The organism is Chelativorans multitrophicus (genome assembly GCF_011317445.1).
GTDB classification, from domain to species: Bacteria; Pseudomonadota; Alphaproteobacteria; order Rhizobiales; family Rhizobiaceae; genus Chelativorans; species Chelativorans multitrophicus.
Genome location: NZ_JAAAPL010000002.1, coordinates 249701 through 265409, shown reverse-complemented (window position 1 = coordinate 265409; position 15709 = coordinate 249701). Strand labels below are relative to the sequence as shown.

The following is a 15709-nucleotide window of genomic DNA, read 5'->3' as shown; positions in this document are numbered from 1 at the left end:
GCGCTAATCGTCCCCGCCACTTTCCGCATCCAGCACCTTCACCATTGCCTCCACCAGCGCCTGAGGCTTATAGGCGAGCTTTGAGGGTGTCAGACCCATGCGCACGACAACAAGCCGCCGTGAAGGAATGATCGCAATCACCTGACCGTCATGGCCGATCAGCCAATAGGTATCCTGCGGCAGGTCGAACCCGGCATCGGGGTCTGGGCTGGGTGAAAACCCGACGCGCGGTCCGTGCAGCCAGACGCCCCTGCCATAATCGCCGTCGGAAGCCTCCGTCGGCCTGGCCATCCATTCCACCCAGCCTTGCGGCAGGATGCGCCGGCCGTTCCAGACCCCGTCCTGTAGAAGCAACTGGCCGAAGCGCGCCCAGTCGCGTGCGGAAGCATAGAGATAGGAGGAACCGACGAAGGTGCCCCGCGCATCGGTCTCGAAAACGGCCGTGTTCATCCCGATGGGTTCGAACAGCGCCTCACGCGGCCATGCGAACGCCTCCTCCGGATTTTCAAAGGCGTTCTGCCATATGCGAGAGACAATCACGCTGGCGCCGCTCGAATAGGAAAAATGCGTTCCTGGCCGGTAAAGCAGCGGCTGGTTGGCCGCGAAGGCCGCCATGTCCGGCTCCAGGAAGAGCATGCGCGTGACGTCGCTGACGTTTCCGTAATTCTCGTTGAAGGCAAGCCCGCTCTCCATGCCGAGCAATTGAGCCAGCGTTATCTCTGCCCGGCTGTCACCCGCCCATTGGGGAAGAAGGTTCCCCTCCTCGACCGAAAGTCTTCCCGCCCCGGCCAGCGTCCCGACAATGGCCGCGTTCACCGTTTTCGTCATGGACCAGCCGATAAGCGGCTGGTCGTATCCCTCCACACCCGGCCCGAACCGCTCGCCGATGATCCGCCCGTCGCGCACGATCACGATGGCGCGCATGCCCGGCCCGGTCATGCCTGGATCGTCGAGAACCTCTGCCATGGCAGGGTTGGCCGAGACTTCGATACGGTCTCCCGCCGGCCAAAGTTCCACGTTGCCCGTGGCGGTCGGCAGATCCGCGACGATGCCGCGCGCTGCCGCCAGATCCCCGTCCGGCACGGCGGCGCATCCTGTTGCCCCGCGAAAAAGAGCAAGTCCATCGCCGATCGATCCGAAAAGGCCGGTGCGCACCGTAGCATGGGCGGCATCGACCTCAACGCGCATCAGCCTGAGAAGCGGGTTGCCCGGCGCCTGCACATCTTCGTCCAGCACCGCCGAAGGATCGCGATTGGCAAGGAAAACGTTGGAACAGATGATCTTGGCCGCATAATTGGAGCCGACGCGGATCAGTTCGGGCGGGGTGTACCAGAACCAAAGGGCTGCCACTGCCGCAACCAGGATGACGAGGCTCAAAACCCACTTGGTGATGGAAAGAGTTCTCCGCATAGCCTATCCCATAAAAAAAAGATCATGATAGCGATTCGCGCACCGGGAGGCCCTCTCTAACATGCGCCTGATGGCATTTTTGCTGACGTCGCTTCTGCTCGCCGGCTGTTCCAGCCTGAGCTACGATTTTTCCGATCTCGCCCCCTCCGCTTCGGCGCCGTCCGGCGGTCTGCGCTTTGCCGACAACGACCCGCACGAGTGGGATGGCCGTGCGCCCTGGCATTATCCGGTCCATGGCACGGATGTTTCGAAATATCAGGGTGTGGTGGACTGGCACGCCCTGAGACGGGGCGGAATTCAGTTCGCCTTCATCAAGGCGACAGAGGGCGGCGACCGGGTGGACGACATGTTCCACCGCAACTGGCAGGAAGCGCGGGCGGCGGGAATTCCACGCAGCGCCTACCACTTCTATTACTTCTGCCGGCCGGCGATCGAGCAGGCGCGTTGGTTCATATCGCATGTTCCAAGAGATAATTCGGCGCTCCCGCCCGTGCTGGACATGGAGTGGAACCATCTCTCCCCCTCTTGCAAGCTAAGGCCGCCGGCCGAGACGGTTCGCGCGGAAATGCAGGTTTTCCTCGACATAATCGAACGGCATTACGGCAAGCGCCCTATTATTTACACATCTATCGATTTCTTCGACGACAACGGCCTGTGGCGCTTCAAGGGCTATCCGTTCTGGCTGCGCTCGGTCGCCGGTCATCCGGACGAGAAATATGAAAACCACCCGTGGGTGTTTTGGCAATATACGGGAACGGGCGTGCTGCCCGGCATCAAGGGGAACGCGGACATCAACGTGTTCCACGGAAATGCGGCAGCCTGGAGGGGCTGGCTCAAGGCCCATGCCGGGTGAAGCGGCCCGATCGAGTAAGGAGTAGAGGAATGCAAGTGAAATATGGCCTGCTTGGAGCGGTTCTTGCGCTTTCGCTGCCTTCCATGGCGGCGGCCCAGCAATGCGGCGGCGATTTTGCGGCCTGGCGCGCGGGCGTCGAAGCAGAGGCGCAGAGTCAGGGCGTCGGCCCTGCAGGTCTCGACGCGCTTCAGCGCGCGCGAATCGACCAGCGCGTTCTCGACCGGGATCGCTCCCAGGGGGTTTTCACGCAAACCTTCCGCGAATTCGCGAACCGGATGATCAGCCGCGACCGGATGCAGCGGGGCGCGGCAAACCTGACAAAATATGCCAGCGTGTTCCAGCGCGCCGAAAGCGAATATGGCGTGCCGGGGCCGGTGATCGCCGCCTTCTGGGCGCTGGAGACGGATTTCGGCGCTGTTCAGGGCGATTTCAACACGCTGAACGCGCTGGCGACGCTTTCGCACGACTGCCGCCGGCCGGAGCTGTTCCGTCCCGAGTTTGTGGCTTTCCTGAAGCTCGTCGACCGGGGTCTCGTCACCACAGATACCACGGGTGCCTGGGCGGGCGAAATCGGCCAGCTCCAGGTGCTGCCGAGCGACTATCTGGAGAAAGGCGTCGACGGTGACGGGGACGGCCGCGTCGACCTGAAAGGCAGTGCTGCCGACGCGATTCTGACGGCGGCCAATAAGCTTGCCAAACTCGGCTGGAAGGCCGGCCAGCCGTGGCTGGACGAAGTGCGCGTGCCAGAAACGCTGGACTGGCATGAGACAGGCCGCGTCAACAAGATCCCGCGTTCCGAATGGGCAACGCTCGGCGTGACCGGCCGTGACGGCAGCCCCCTTCCCGCGGACGGCCTGATGGCCGGGCTGGTGCTGCCCATGGGCTACAAGGGGCCGGCCTTTCTCGCCTACGACAATTTCGACATCTATCTCGAATGGAACCAGTCGCTGATCTACACGCTCACGGCAGCGCATCTGGCCTCGCGCTATGCCGGCGCACCGGCCTTCGATGCGCGCAATCCCGAGCAGGGACTGGAGCCGGAAAACATGAAAATCCTGCAGCAGAAGCTTCAGGCCCTCGGCTATCACGTGGGCGAGGTGGATGGCATCCTAGGCTTCAACACGCGCGAGGCGGTTCGCCAGGAGCAACTCCGGCAGGGCCTTCCCGCTGATGGATGGCCAACGCAGACGCTGCTGATCGGGCTAGGACAGTAGGGAAAGACAACTCACTAGGGTTGTCCAGGCACCATAAGCATACTGCCTTGCGGCCTTAGTCGGCCATCGTCTCCAGGCTCGCCATCCCCTCAGGAGCAGCGCCTTCGTCGAATGGTCTTTCCACCTCGACGAAGGTGTCGGGATAAAATCCGTTAAAGCGGGTCCGCAGCGCCATGGAATAGGCGCCGATATGGCCGATCTCGATCCAGTCGCCCGTGTCGACGGTTTCGGGGAGCCAAAAGGGCCGTGAGAGAATGTCGACCGAATCGCAGGTCGCGCCGCAGACACGAAACGGCACGATATTCTCGGCACTGCCGCTGCGCGAGCGAATGGCCGGGTCGGGGATGAAGCGGGCGGGCAGCGTTATCTTGCCCGTCCAGGAATCGGACAATGATGCCCAGATGCCGTCATTGATGTAGAGCCGCCTGCCCTTGCGCAGAAGCACCCGCACGATCAGTGAGAAGGCGCGTGCGACGATCACGCGGCCGGGCTCGGCCACCAGCGGCAGCGTATCGAAGCCCCATTCGGCAATGTCGGCCCTCACCCGCGCCATGAGCTCTTCCAGCGAAGGCATTTCGGACTTTCGGCGATTTGGGTCGTGGCCGTATTCAGCCGGAAACCCGCCGCCGATATCCAGCGCCGCAAGCGGCACGCCCGCCCTGCCCCGCACCCAATCTGCCGAGGCGAGCGCCCGCTCATAGACATAGGGCTCCTCGATCTGGCTGCCGACGTGAAAGCAGATGCCTACCTTATAGCCGTTGCGATGAAGACGCTGCAGAAGCTGTACCGCTTGGGCCGGCCCCGCGCCAAACTTCTTCGAGAGCTCATAGGTCGCCTGCCCCTTGGTTTGGATGCGCACGAAGACGGTGAGCCTGCCCGGATCGATATCGAGCGCGCGCACGACGCGCGTAAGCTTCGTCACCTCGTCCTCGTGATCCACGGCGATTTTTCGGATGCCATAGCCTTCGAGCGCCAGGCGGATATCCGCCTGCGCCTTGACGGGATGCATGTAGAGCATCTCGGCTGATGGAGCGACGGCACGCACGGCGGCGAACTCCGCTGGCGACGCCACGTCGAAGGCGGTAACGCCGGCCTCAGCCAGCGTCTTCAACACAAGCGGCTCACCATTGGTCTTCACGGCATAAGCGGTCTTGCCGGGGAAAAGGCCCATGAAGCCGCGCGCATCCGCCTTCAGCACCTCCGGCCGGAAGCAATAGACGGATTCGTCGGGGCGCATGTTGAGCGCAACGTCGCGGGCGGTCTCGAATCGCTGCATGGCGGGTTCTCCGGTGCTGGAAGAAACTAGTCCGCGGTTGCTGCAAGGGAAACCGCCGCCGTCAAGTTCACCCGGAAAAGCAAGGCCCGTCTTGCCAGTGCCGCAATCAAGAGGGCTGGGTATCTCCGCCCAACATGTTTACATCGGTAAATTGCCGCTCCTAATATTGCTCGTAAATATTTTGTGATGGGGGCAACATTCTCCAGCCGAATCAAGCCTCAGACGCGAGTCTTTGGAAAATCATTCCACAATTTCGCTGCACTGCAACAATTAATCTTCTTGGCAACGGTTCATTAATTTCTAGAATCCGGCCTTCCAGTCAGCAGAGGAGGCTTTGCTTATGGGACTGACACGGCCACTGAATGCGCTTGCGATATGTGTGACCTTCGCATTCATCGGAGCGCTCATCATGGGGGTCCTGCCGTAAGCAGCTACAGCCGCAAGAGCCAAAGCTGAATAGACGGGAAGGCCGGGTGAAAACCCGGCCTTTTTCAATTCCGTTTTTTTAGGCGACGGCTACCTCGCCTGAAGGCTGCGCCGCCGGCCTGACGCCGATCATGTGGCAGATGGCAAAAGGAAGGTCAGCCCGGTTCATCGTATAGAAGTGGAAATCGCTGACGCCGCGTTCAACGAGGTCCAGCACCTGTTCGGCCGCGACCGCCGCCGCCACCAGCTGATGCGTCGAGGGATCGTTCTCCAGGCCATGAAAGCGCTCGGCCAGCCAAGGCGGCACATACGCGCCGCAGCGGCTTGCGAAGCGGACAACCTGCGTAAAATTATGGACGGGCAGGATTCCCGGCACGATCGGCACGTAAATGCCTGCCCGGCGCACGCGCTCCACGTATCGATCATAGACGTCGTTGTCGAAGAAGAATTGGGTGATCGCGCGCGTGGCGCCATTGTCCACCTTGCGCTTGAGCATCTCGATATCGGTTGCGAAGTCGGGACTTTCCGGATGCTTTTCCGGGTAGGCGGAAACCGAGATGTCGAAATCTCCTTGACGGGCCAGCGCGCCGACGAGGTCCGCCCCGTTGATGTAGCCGTCCGGATGTGGCCGATAGGCTGCACCGGCACCTTCCACGGGATCGCCGCGCAGCGCCACGAAACGTTTCACGCCCATGGCGGCGAATTCGGAAATGACGCCATCGACCTGCTCGCGCGAAGCATCCACGCAGGTAAGGTGCGCCGCCGGGGTCAGCTCCGTCTCCTGCAGGATCCGGCGCACCGTATGGGCCGTTCGCTCGCGCGTCGAGCCGCCGGCACCATAAGTGACCGACACGAAAGCGGGCTGGAGCGGGGCGAGACGCACTACGGTCTCCCACAGCTTTTCCGCCATCTCATCGCTCTTCGGCGGGAAAAATTCAAAGGATACGCGGATCTTCTCGGCCGCCTCGTGCCGCCGCGCGAATCGGTAGTTCGTCATCACGCCATCTCCTTGCGCGCGGTGATTTCTTCTGATGCCACTGCGACGCGCCGGTCGTGGGCCAGCCACATTTTCACTGTCAGTCCCTTCTTTGTCCCGCCTTCCGGCACGAAACTGCGGGTGGTCTCAAGGTCGAGTTCGGCTTCCTTGAGCCATTCGGCGATCTGACGGTCGGCAAAGCCGAGCCTCAGATGCGCATGTTCCTCCCGCAGGAAATCAAGATTGTGTGGCGCGAAATCGACGATCACCAGCCGTCCGCCGGGTTTCAGCAGCCGAGCCGCCTCGCGGATCGCGGCGGCGGGATCTTCCAGATAATGAAGCACCTGATGAATGGTCACAAGATCATGGGCGCCGCGTTCCACCGGCGGCGCATAGATATCGCCCTGCCGGACCTGCGCATGCGCTATGCCCGCGCGCTCCAGATTGGCGCGCGCAACCGCGAGCATTTCACGGGACAAGTCGATGCCGAGCCCGCGTCGATATAGCGGCGCGAAGATTTCAAGAAGCCGGCCGGTGCCCGTGCCGAGATCCACCATGGATTGGAAACTCTTTTCGCCCACCATCGCCCTTAGGCCTGCTTCGACGGCTGCATCCGGCACATGAAGCGAGCGGATCTGGTCCCAGCTCACCGCATTCCTGCGGAAATATTCAACCGCCCTCTCCTGCCGCCGCCGCTTGATCGCCTCCAGGCGTTCCAGGTCGCGGTCAGCCACCGGATCGGCCCGGTCGACGCGCGCCACGACGCTATCGACGAATTCACGCGCGGTCTCCGTATCGGAGAGGCGGAAGAATGCCCAGGAACCCTCCTGATAGCGCGCGATGAGGTCCGCTTCGAGCAAGAGCTTCAAATGGCGCGAGACGCGCGGCTGCGACTGGTTCAGGATTTCGGTCAGGTCGGAGACGGTAAGGTCGGCATGGGAAAGCAACACCAGAATGCGCAGCCGGCTGGGCTCGGCGGCAGCCTTCAGGATATCGACCATCACGTCGAGCTGAATTCTCGGGCGCGTCAGCATCGCTTTCTCCAAAAACATATAAAGATATGTTTATATGAGCCTGCTCTCCTTGGCAAGCATGCATGCCCGCCACCGATCATTTTGTGAACATCTAAGGCGGCGCCCGTCTTTTGCCTACTGATGACCGCCTTTCTCCTATATCCGACTGAAAAGGAGAATGGGATGAAGGTCTCCACCACGCGCCAGCGCTCCGTGAACAAAGCTCTGACGGCGCTGCTGCCGCAGGCGCCATTCTCGGATACCGAAAAAATTCGCGCGCTTGCCAATGACCGCAAGCTCCGCTCCTTGCCCGCTTCGGTGGCAGTATGGCTCGCGACCGTCAGCCATGTGCGCCATGAGCACAGCGATTACGATCAGCTCCTCGCCGAGGGCTACGACCGCGACGCCGCGCGCTTCTTCGTGGTGGACCAGATCAACGAGGTGTTGACCCGATGGCGCGCGACAAGGCTGCTGGAGCCGGATGAGGAGGACGAATAGCTTTCCTCGGTCCTGAATGCGTGCGCATCACGCAAGGGCATCGCGCAGGAGCCCTTACATCATCCTTAACAGCGCGCCGCCTATGGAATAGCCGGCGCCGAAGGCGCAGAGGAGGCCGAATTCGCCGGGCTGCATGTCTTCGTAATTTTCAGCGAGCGCGATGATGGCGCCCGCGGCCGCCGTATTGCCGAGCCGTTCAAGAACGGTGGGCGCACGGTCCTGCCCCACCTCCTCGCCGAAAGCGAGCTTGAGAATCATCTTGTTCATGCGGGCATTCGCCTGGTGCAGCCAAAATCGGCGCATGGTGAGCGGCGTGTGCCCATATTCGCCCAGGAAATCCACGATGAACTGGTGCCCCGCCAGTGTGACCTCCTTGAAGACCTTGCTGCCCGCCTGCTTGATGAGCTGGCCTTCGACGGCGAGGTTATAGGGATCGTCCTGGGCGAGGCGGCTGAGAAACCCAAAATTCGTGCGGATATTGCTTGAGAACTGGGTCCAGAGCCGCGTATCGATCACTTCAAATCGGCCGGAATAGCTGCCGCCGGAATCCATACCCTCCACCACCATGGCGGTGGCTGCGTCGCCGAAGATGAAATGCGTCTGTCGGTCGCGGAAGTCGAGATGTGCCGTGATCAGCTCCGGGGTCACCACGAGCACGCGGCGGTGCGCGCCGGTCCGCACCAGATTGGCTGCCGTGTGGAGGCCCAAAAGTGCCGAGGAGCAGCCGAGGCCCATGTCGAATGCAGCGCCTTCGGCGCCCAAAGCCTGCTGGATTTCGATGGCGATGGCCGGATAGGGACGCTGATGATGCGCGGCGGAGCAGATTACGAGATCGATATCGCGCGGGGAGAGCCGCGCATGATCGAGCGCCTTCCGCGCGGCCTTGAGACCGAACTCGGCCATGACGGAAAGCTCGTCGTCGCGCCTTGCCGGAATGCGCGGAGCCATCCGCGCCGGGTCCAGAATGCCTTCCCGCTCATAAACATGGCGCTGCCGGATGCCCGACGCCTGGACGATAAAATCCGCATCGGAACGCGGCAGCGGCTCCTCGCCCAGCGCTGCCCTGCGGATATTTTGTGTTTCCACCCATCGGTTGAAGCTGTCGACGAGTTCTTCGTTGGAAATGACTGCGCGCGGAATCTCGACGCCGAGGCCGGAAAGGCAGACGCGGCCAAATCCTTCCCGCTCCCGGTCTGGTGCAGGATTTTCCGACTCACGCTCGCTAATCCGGCGTAGCATCTTCCATGCCCTTCGCACCGAAGCCGCACTCGGCTCCATCCTGTTGGATACCGCTTACTGCCGAGGAAGGGAATGGAATAAGGTTTATTTGCGACGGCGCAACGAGGCTAGGCTTACTTATCCCCTAACGCTTGGGAAAGAACGCGCATCACTTCATCGCTCGTGTAGGGCTTTTGCAGCATGGGGCGGCTGTGCCACTCGGCGGGTATTCCCGACTGGTCGTAGCCGGTGGCGAAGATTACCGGCATCCTGTCCGCGAGCCGGTGTGCCAGCGGGAAGACCTGCTTGCCGCTGACATTGACGTCCAGAATGGCGATATCGGCGGCCAGATCGCCATCCACCATCTCCTCGGCGCGGTCGAAGCGCATGGCGGGGCCAACGACAAGGCAACCAAGATCCTCCAGAATCATCTCGAGATTCATGGCGACCAGCGCCTCATCTTCGACGATAAAGACACGGAGACCTTCGAGACTGCTGGAATCGGCGGACATATTGTTCATCACCATGGAACGGCGCGGAATGCCAGGCGGCAAAGCGGGAGCCGTTCTTCCGGTTGATGCTGTGAAATTGTCATCGCTCGGTCCCCGCCAGACGCATTAGGTTCTCTAACGCCGAAGGAGCCGTTTGGTTCCTAAGCAAATCTTAGCTTATCGCGTCAGCCTTTTATACGTGACCCGCTTCGGATTGACGCTGTCCGGCCCCAGCCGCCGGATCTTGTCCGCCTCATATTCCTCGAAATTGCCTTCGAACCACTCCACATGGCTATCGCCCTCGAAGGCGAGAATGTGAGTGGCAAGCCGGTCGAGGAACATGCGGTCGTGCGAAATGATCACGGCGCAGCCTGCGAAATTCTCCAGCGCGTCCTCGAGTGCGGCGAGCGTCTCGGTATCGAGGTCGTTTGTGGGCTCGTCGAGCAGGATGACGTTGCCGCCCTCCTTGAGGAGCTTTGCCATATGAACGCGGTTGCGCTGGCCGCCCGAAAGCGTTCCGACTTTCTGCTGCTGATCGCCGCCCTTGAAGTTGAAGGAGGAGCAATAAGCGCGGGAATTCACCTCGTGCTTGCCGAGCTTTATGACGTCATTGCCGCCGGAGATCTCTTCCCAGACGCTCTTGTCGGGATTGAGCGTGTCGCGGCTCTGGTCCACATAGCCGAGCTTCACCGTCTCACCGACACGAATCGTGCCCTGGTCAGGCTGCTCCTGGCCGGTGATCATGCGGAAGAGCGTGGTCTTGCCGGCGCCGTTGGGGCCGATCACGCCGACGATGCCGCCGGGCGGCAGCTGAAAGCTGAGATTGTCGATCAACAGCCGGTCGCCATAACCTTTCGACAGCCCCTCCACCTCGATCACCACATTGCCCAGCCGCTCGCCGGACGGGATGATGATCTGCGCCTCGCCGGGGCGGCGGTCATTGGCGGCCTGCACCAGCTCGTCATAGGCGCGGATACGGGCCTTGCTCTTGGCCTGCCTGGCCTTGGGGCTCGCCGCGATCCACTCGCGCTCGCGGGCCAGCGCTTTCTGCCGGGCGGCCTCCTCGCGGCCTTCCTGCGCCATGCGCTTGGCTTTGGCTTCCAGATAGGCGGTGTAATTGCCCTCGTACGGAATACCGCGGCCCCGGTCGAGCTCGAGAATCCAGCCGGTGACATTGTCAAGGAAGTAGCGGTCGTGTGTGACGATCAGCACCGCGCCCGGATATTCGCGCAGGTGTTTTTCGAGCCAGGCCGTCGTCTCCGCATCGAGATGGTTGGTCGGCTCGTCGAGCAGCAGGAGATCGGGCTGGCGAAGCAGAAGCTGGCAAAGGGCCACACGACGCTTCTCGCCGCCGGAAAGCTTGCTCACGTCGGCATCGGGCGCGGGGCAGCGCAGCGCCTCCATCGCCATTTCCACCTGCGAATCGAGGTCCCAAAGATTCTGGCTGTCGATCTTGTCCTGCAACGCGGCGGCCTCATCGGCCGTCTCGTCCGAATAGTTCATCATCAGTTCGTTGTAGCGGTCGAGGATCGCCTTCTTGGCCGCCACGCCCTGCATCACATTGCCCAGCACGTCCAGCGCCGGATCGAGCTGCGGCTCCTGCGGCAGATAGCCGGAAGTGGCGCCTTCGGCGAGCCAGGCCTCGCCCGTGTACTCCTTGTCGAGCCCTGCCATGATCCTGAGCACGGTGGATTTACCAGCACCGTTCGGCCCCAGAATGCCGATCTTGGCGTCGGGGTAGAAGGAAAGGTGGACATTGTCCAAAACCTTCTTGGCTCCGTAAGCCTTGTTGAGACCGGCCATATGATAGATGAATTGACGTGCCATGGGGGCGAAACTGCTCCGTGGTGTGGGAATGGACGCAAACAGCGAATAGGAAGTAGCCAATAGGGATCTCGAACAGGCGCTCGGGGCCACATCTTTCCCTACTTGCTATTCACTACCCCCTGTTTGCTTTTTCGCCGCGTATGTAGGCCAAAGACGCCCGGGGAGCAACGTGGCATTCAAGACCGAGACGACATTGAACAGCCCGACCGGGGCAACGCTCCGGCTTTACATGCAAGGCGCCGAAGGCAGTCCGCGCGCTGTCGTCCAGATCAATCACGGATTGGCCGAGCATGCCGGCCGCTATGGCCGCTTCGCCGCATTTCTTGCAGGGCACGGCTTCCATACTTACGCGCATGACCACCGAGGCCACGGCCATACTGAGGCGCCGCGGGCGGCGCTCGGCTCTTTCGGGCCGGAGCCCGCGGCGGATAACGTGCTGGCGGACGTTCTGGCCGTCCACGACCATATCGCCGAGAAGCATCCGGGCTTGCCGGTCATCCTCTTCGGCCATTCCATGGGGGCGATGATCGCGCTTGCCTTTCTGGCACGCCATCCGCAGCGCGTGCGCGCGGCAGCACTCTGGAACATGCCGCTCGCGACGCGGATCGAAGCGCAGGCGGCAAAGGCCTTCCTTGCCTGGGAGCGCTTCCGGCTCGGCTCGGACGTTCCCTCGCGGATCATGCCGCGCCTCACCTTCCGCGCCTGGGCGAAGGCTGTCCCGGATGCGCGAACGCCCTTCGACTGGCTCTCGCAAGACACAAGCGAAGTGGACCGCTATATCGCCGATCCGCTCTGCGGCTGGGATGCGACGGTGGGCTTATGGCGCGCTGTCTTCAATTTCAATCTGATAGCGGTGAACGACCGTGCGCTCCGGGCGATCCCGAAGACGCTTCCGATCCAGCTTACGGGGGGCGGCGCGGACCCTTCGACAGCGGGAGGCATTGCGCTCAGAAGGCTTGAAAAGCGCCTTCGCAGGAACGGCTTTTCAGACCTGGAAACAACGATTTACCCGGAAAGCCGGCACGAACCTCTCAACGAGCTGAATCGAAATCTCATCATGCGCGATTTCGCGAACTGGGCTGAAAAGGTGCTGTCGCGAACCTGAAAGCGCCCGCTATCAGTTCTACATCAGCCTCGGCTGATCGCTCGGCTCCGATATGCCTTCCAACGCGTGTCCGGCGGCCAGGCCATCCCCGCGGACGAGATCTGCGAGCGCCACGATGCCAACGAGCCGCTTATCGCGATTGATCACCGGCAGCCGCCGGACCTGATGCCGCGCCATGACTGCGGCTGCGCGTTCCGCATCGTCATCCTCATAGCAGTAGGCCACCCTTTCCGACATAACCTCCCGCACACTGGTATTGCCGGCAGACCGTTCCTCGGCCACCGCGCGAACCGTGATGTCGCGGTCGGTTACCATGCCGATCAGCCGGTCGTTTTCGCCCACCGGCAGGGCTCCGACATTGTCCTCGCGCATTTTGCGGGCGGCTTCGCGGATGGTGGCGTTGGGGTCGATAAGATCGACCGACCTTGTCATGATTTCCTGGATCTGCATGACCTGTCCTCCTGCCTCAACCAGTTGTCTTCCAACACAAACGACGGTAGGGCTTTGATGTTTCATGGCGTTGGGGGGCGAAATCGCCCTTTCCGTGCCTCTCACCGAGAGAATGGAGCAGCAAGGACGATGGCCGAACCGCCGCTTTCCAATATCCGTGTCATCGAGCTTGCCCGCATTCTCGCAGGCCCCTGGGCAGGCCAGCTTCTGGCCGATCTCGGCGCCGAAGTTATCAAGGTCGAAAACCCGGACGGGGGCGATGACACCCGCAAATGGGGCCCGCCCTTCGTGACGGGAAAGGACGGAGAGAACCTTTCGGCCGCCTATTTTCATTCCTGCAACAGGGGAAAGCGCTCGATCGCGCTTGATTTCACGAGGGAGGAAGACCGCGCGGTTCTCCTGAAGCTGATCGCCTCGGCCGACGTGCTGATCGAGAACTTCAAGCTCGGCGGCCTAAAAAAATACGGCCTCGATTACGAGAGCCTGAAGGCGATCAACCCGCGCCTCGTCTACTGCTCCATCACCGGATTCGGGCAGGATGGACCCTATGCTCCGCGTGCGGGCTATGATTTCATCATACAGGGCATGTCCGGCCTGATGTCGATCACCGGGCCCGCCGACGGCGAGCCGCAGAAGGTGGGTGTTGCCGTCACCGATATCTTCACCGGCCTTTATTCCGTCATCGCAATTCAGGCGGCGCTCCGCCACGCGGAAAAGACCGGCGAGGGGCAGCATATCGACATGGCGCTGTTCGATACGCAGGTTTCGGTGCTCGCCAACCAGAACCTGAATTATTTGGTCTCCGGCATCGCCCCGGTCCGCATGGGCAATGCGCATCCCAATATCTCCCCTTACGAGGTCTTCGAGGTGGTGGACGGGCATTTCATCCTGGCTGTCGGCAATGACAGGCAGTTCGAGCGTTTCTGCGCCGTAATAGGCCGCGAGGAACTGGCGGCCAATCCTGAATTCTCCACCAACGCCGCGCGCGTCGCCAACCGCGAGCGGCTCAGGAGCGAAATCGCGCTGAGGCTGAAGACATTCGCACGCGATCTGCTCCTTAAAAGCCTCGAAGAGGCGGGCGTGCCGGCAAGCCCCATTAACACGATCGCCGACATGTTCGCCGACCCGCAGACCATCGCCCGCGGAATGCGGCTCGACCTGAAGGACGCGGACGGCAACGCGCTTCCCTCCGTGCGCGCGCCGATGGTCATGTCGCAAACCCCGCTTGCCTATACGCGCCCAAGCCCGCGGCTGGGCGAACATACCGAGGAAATCCTGCGCGAACTGGAGGAAAGCACGTGAAGAGCGGCGGTCAACTCATCGTCGAAGCCTTGGAAGCAAATGGCGTGGATCGCCTCTACTGCGTGCCGGGCGAAAGCTATCTGGCAGTGCTCGACGCGCTCCACGATTCCAAGATCCGCACCATCGTCTGCCGCCAGGAAGGCGGCGCGGCCATGATGGCCGATTGCCACGGAAGGCTCACCGGCCGCCCCGGCATCTGCTTCGTCACGCGTGGGCCAGGCGCCACGAACGCGACGGCCGGCATCCATATCGCAAGGCAGGACTCGGTGCCGATGATCCTTTTCATCGGCCAGGTGGCAAGCCATGCCCGCGAGCGCGAGGCCTTTCAGGAAGTGGATTACCGCGCCCTGTTCGGGCCGCTCGCCAAATGGGCGACGGAAATCGACGATCCGGCCCGCATTCCCGAAATCGTCACGCGCGCCTTTTCGGTCGCCACCTCCGGCCGGCCCGGCCCGGTGGTCATCTCCCTTCCCGAGGACATGCTGACGGAAACGGCTGAGGCGCCCGCCGCCCTGCCCTATACGCCGGTGGAAACCCGCCCCGGCCATCACGAGATGCAGAAGCTGGAAGAGCTTCTGGGCACAGCGAAACGTCCCTTCGTCATCCTTGGCGGCACCCGCTGGGACGAAGCCTCCGTGTCGGCCTTCCAGAAGGCGGCGGAGCGCTGGGCGCTTCCCGTAGGCGTCTCCTTCCGCCGCCAGATGCTGTTCGATCACCTGCACCCCTGCTATGCAGGCGATATCGGCATCGGCCCGAACCCGAAGCTGGCCGAGGCGATCAAGAGCGCCGATCTCGTGCTGCTCGTCGGCGGACGTTTCGGGGAGATCCCGTCTTCAGATTACACGCTTCTGAAGAGCCCCTACCCCGACCAGAAGCTGGTGCATGTGCACCCCGACGCGAACGAACTCGGCCGCGTCTACCGCCCGACGCTTGCCATCAATGCCTCGCCCGCGGCCTTCGCCGCGGCTTTCGCGGAACTCGATCCCGGCGCCACGCCCGACTGGGCCGATGAGACGACGCGACTCCACGGCGCCTATCTCACATGGTCGACACCGCCTGAGACCGGCCCCGGCGCCGTGCATATGGGACCGATTTGGAACCACCTCGAAAGCGTCTTGCCGGAGGATGCGATCATCACCAACGGCGCGGGCAACTACGCGACCTGGATCCACCGCTTCCACCGCTTCCGCCGCTATGGCACGCAGAGCGCGCCCACATCGGGCTCGATGGGCTACGGCACGCCGGCCGCGGTGGCGGCAAAGGATCTTTTCCCAGACCGCCTCGTGGTGGCGTTCGCGGGCGACGGCTGTTTCCTCATGAACGGGCAGGAATTTGCCACCGCCGTGCAACATGACCTGCCCATCATCGTGATCGTCGTCAATAACGGGACCTATGGCACAATCCGCATGCACCAGGAGCGCGAATATCCCGGCCGTGTCTCCGGCACCGACTTGAAGAACCCTGACTTTGCGGCGCTCGCCCGCGCCTATGGCGGCTATGGCGAGACGGTGGAGAAGACGGAGGATTTCGCGCCTGCCTTCGAGCGCGCGCGGGAAAGCGGAAAGCCGGCGATCATTGAGATAAAGCTCGACCCGGAAGCGATCACGCCGACAAAGACGCTGACGCAGATCCGTGAGGGGCGATAATTCT

The 15709-nt window shown here is 62.3% G+C and carries 14 protein-coding genes; 6 read left to right on the top strand and 8 right to left on the bottom strand.

Going from position 1 to position 15709, the window contains the following annotated elements; all coding sequences use genetic code 11:
• Nucleotides 1–3 precede the first annotated feature (3 nt).
• A complete protein-coding gene (locus tag GNP00_RS11955) occupies nt 4–1410 on the bottom strand; it encodes a serine hydrolase domain-containing protein (protein WP_011581359.1) in 1407 nt (468 codons plus the stop codon).
• Nucleotides 1411–1471: 61 nt separating this feature from the next.
• Between GNP00_RS11955 and GNP00_RS11950 the strand changes: the two genes are divergently transcribed.
• Both GNP00_RS11950 and GNP00_RS11945 read left to right on the top strand, forming a co-directional pair.
• Entirely contained in the window at nt 1472–2263 is a 792-nt protein-coding gene (locus GNP00_RS11950) for a glycoside hydrolase family 25 protein (RefSeq protein ID WP_011581360.1), read from the top strand.
• Nucleotides 2264–2292: 29 nt separating this feature from the next.
• Nucleotides 2293–3477, top strand: coding sequence for a lytic murein transglycosylase (locus tag GNP00_RS11945; RefSeq protein WP_011581361.1), 1185 nt, complete (start codon nt 2293–2295; stop codon nt 3475–3477).
• Between the two features lie 55 nt (nt 3478–3532).
• On the opposite strand, the gene GNP00_RS11940 is transcribed toward GNP00_RS11945, so the two are convergent.
• The 3 genes from GNP00_RS11940 to GNP00_RS11930 all read right to left on the bottom strand — a co-directional run bounded on the left by GNP00_RS11940 (nt 3533) and on the right by GNP00_RS11930 (nt 7189).
• Nucleotides 3533–4753, bottom strand: a complete 1221-nt coding sequence (locus tag GNP00_RS11940) for an alanine racemase (protein WP_011581362.1) — start codon at nt 4751–4753, stop codon at nt 3533–3535.
• A 505-nt stretch (nt 4754–5258) separates the two neighbouring features.
• Nucleotides 5259–6176: a methylenetetrahydrofolate reductase [NAD(P)H] gene (gene metF, locus GNP00_RS11935; RefSeq protein WP_011581363.1), complete on the bottom strand. Its 918-nt coding sequence runs from the start codon at nt 6174–6176 to the stop codon at nt 5259–5261.
• Entirely contained in the window at nt 6176–7189 is a 1014-nt protein-coding gene (locus GNP00_RS11930; protein ID WP_011581364.1) for an ArsR/SmtB family transcription factor, read from the bottom strand. The genes metF and GNP00_RS11930 overlap by 1 nt, the downstream gene beginning before the upstream one ends.
• 162 nt (nt 7190–7351) lie before the next feature.
• Here GNP00_RS11930 and GNP00_RS11925 point away from each other — a divergent pair, with 162 nt between their 5' ends.
• Nucleotides 7352–7666, top strand: coding sequence for a DUF2293 domain-containing protein (locus GNP00_RS11925; protein WP_011581365.1), 315 nt, complete (start codon nt 7352–7354; stop codon nt 7664–7666).
• A gap of 54 nt (nt 7667–7720) precedes the next feature.
• Here the strand turns inward: GNP00_RS11925 and GNP00_RS11920 are convergent, their stop codons facing one another.
• From GNP00_RS11920 to ettA, 3 genes are all read right to left on the bottom strand, one after another.
• Entirely contained in the window at nt 7721–8905 is a 1185-nt protein-coding gene (locus GNP00_RS11920; protein ID WP_011581366.1) for a beta-ketoacyl-ACP synthase III, read from the bottom strand.
• Between the two features lie 113 nt (nt 8906–9018).
• On the bottom strand, nt 9019–9396 hold the full coding sequence (locus tag GNP00_RS11915) for a response regulator (RefSeq protein WP_011581367.1): 378 nt from the start codon (nt 9394–9396) through the stop codon (nt 9019–9021).
• 156 nt (nt 9397–9552) lie between these two features.
• Nucleotides 9553–11202 carry an energy-dependent translational throttle protein EttA gene (gene ettA, locus GNP00_RS11910; RefSeq protein ID WP_011581368.1) on the bottom strand — a complete coding sequence of 550 codons (1650 nt, stop codon included), beginning with the start codon at nt 11200–11202 and terminating at the stop codon, nt 9553–9555.
• A 169-nt stretch (nt 11203–11371) separates the two neighbouring features.
• On the opposite strand from ettA, the gene GNP00_RS11905 reads away from it, so the two are divergent.
• A complete protein-coding gene (locus GNP00_RS11905; RefSeq protein ID WP_011581369.1) occupies nt 11372–12307 on the top strand; it encodes an alpha/beta fold hydrolase in 936 nt (311 codons plus the stop codon).
• A gap of 18 nt (nt 12308–12325) precedes the next feature.
• Here GNP00_RS11905 and GNP00_RS11900 read toward each other — a convergent pair whose 3' ends face one another.
• On the bottom strand, nt 12326–12757 hold the full coding sequence (locus tag GNP00_RS11900; protein WP_011581370.1) for a CBS domain-containing protein: 432 nt from the start codon (nt 12755–12757) through the stop codon (nt 12326–12328).
• Between the two features lie 129 nt (nt 12758–12886).
• On the opposite strand from GNP00_RS11900, the gene GNP00_RS11895 reads away from it, so the two are divergent.
• Nucleotides 12887–14059, top strand: coding sequence for a CaiB/BaiF CoA transferase family protein (locus GNP00_RS11895; protein ID WP_166016069.1), 1173 nt, complete (start codon nt 12887–12889; stop codon nt 14057–14059).
• On the top strand, nt 14056–15705 hold the full coding sequence (locus GNP00_RS11890) for a thiamine pyrophosphate-dependent enzyme (protein WP_011581372.1): 1650 nt from the start codon (nt 14056–14058) through the stop codon (nt 15703–15705). The genes GNP00_RS11895 and GNP00_RS11890 overlap by 4 nt, the downstream gene beginning before the upstream one ends.
• Nucleotides 15706–15709 lie beyond the last annotated feature (4 nt).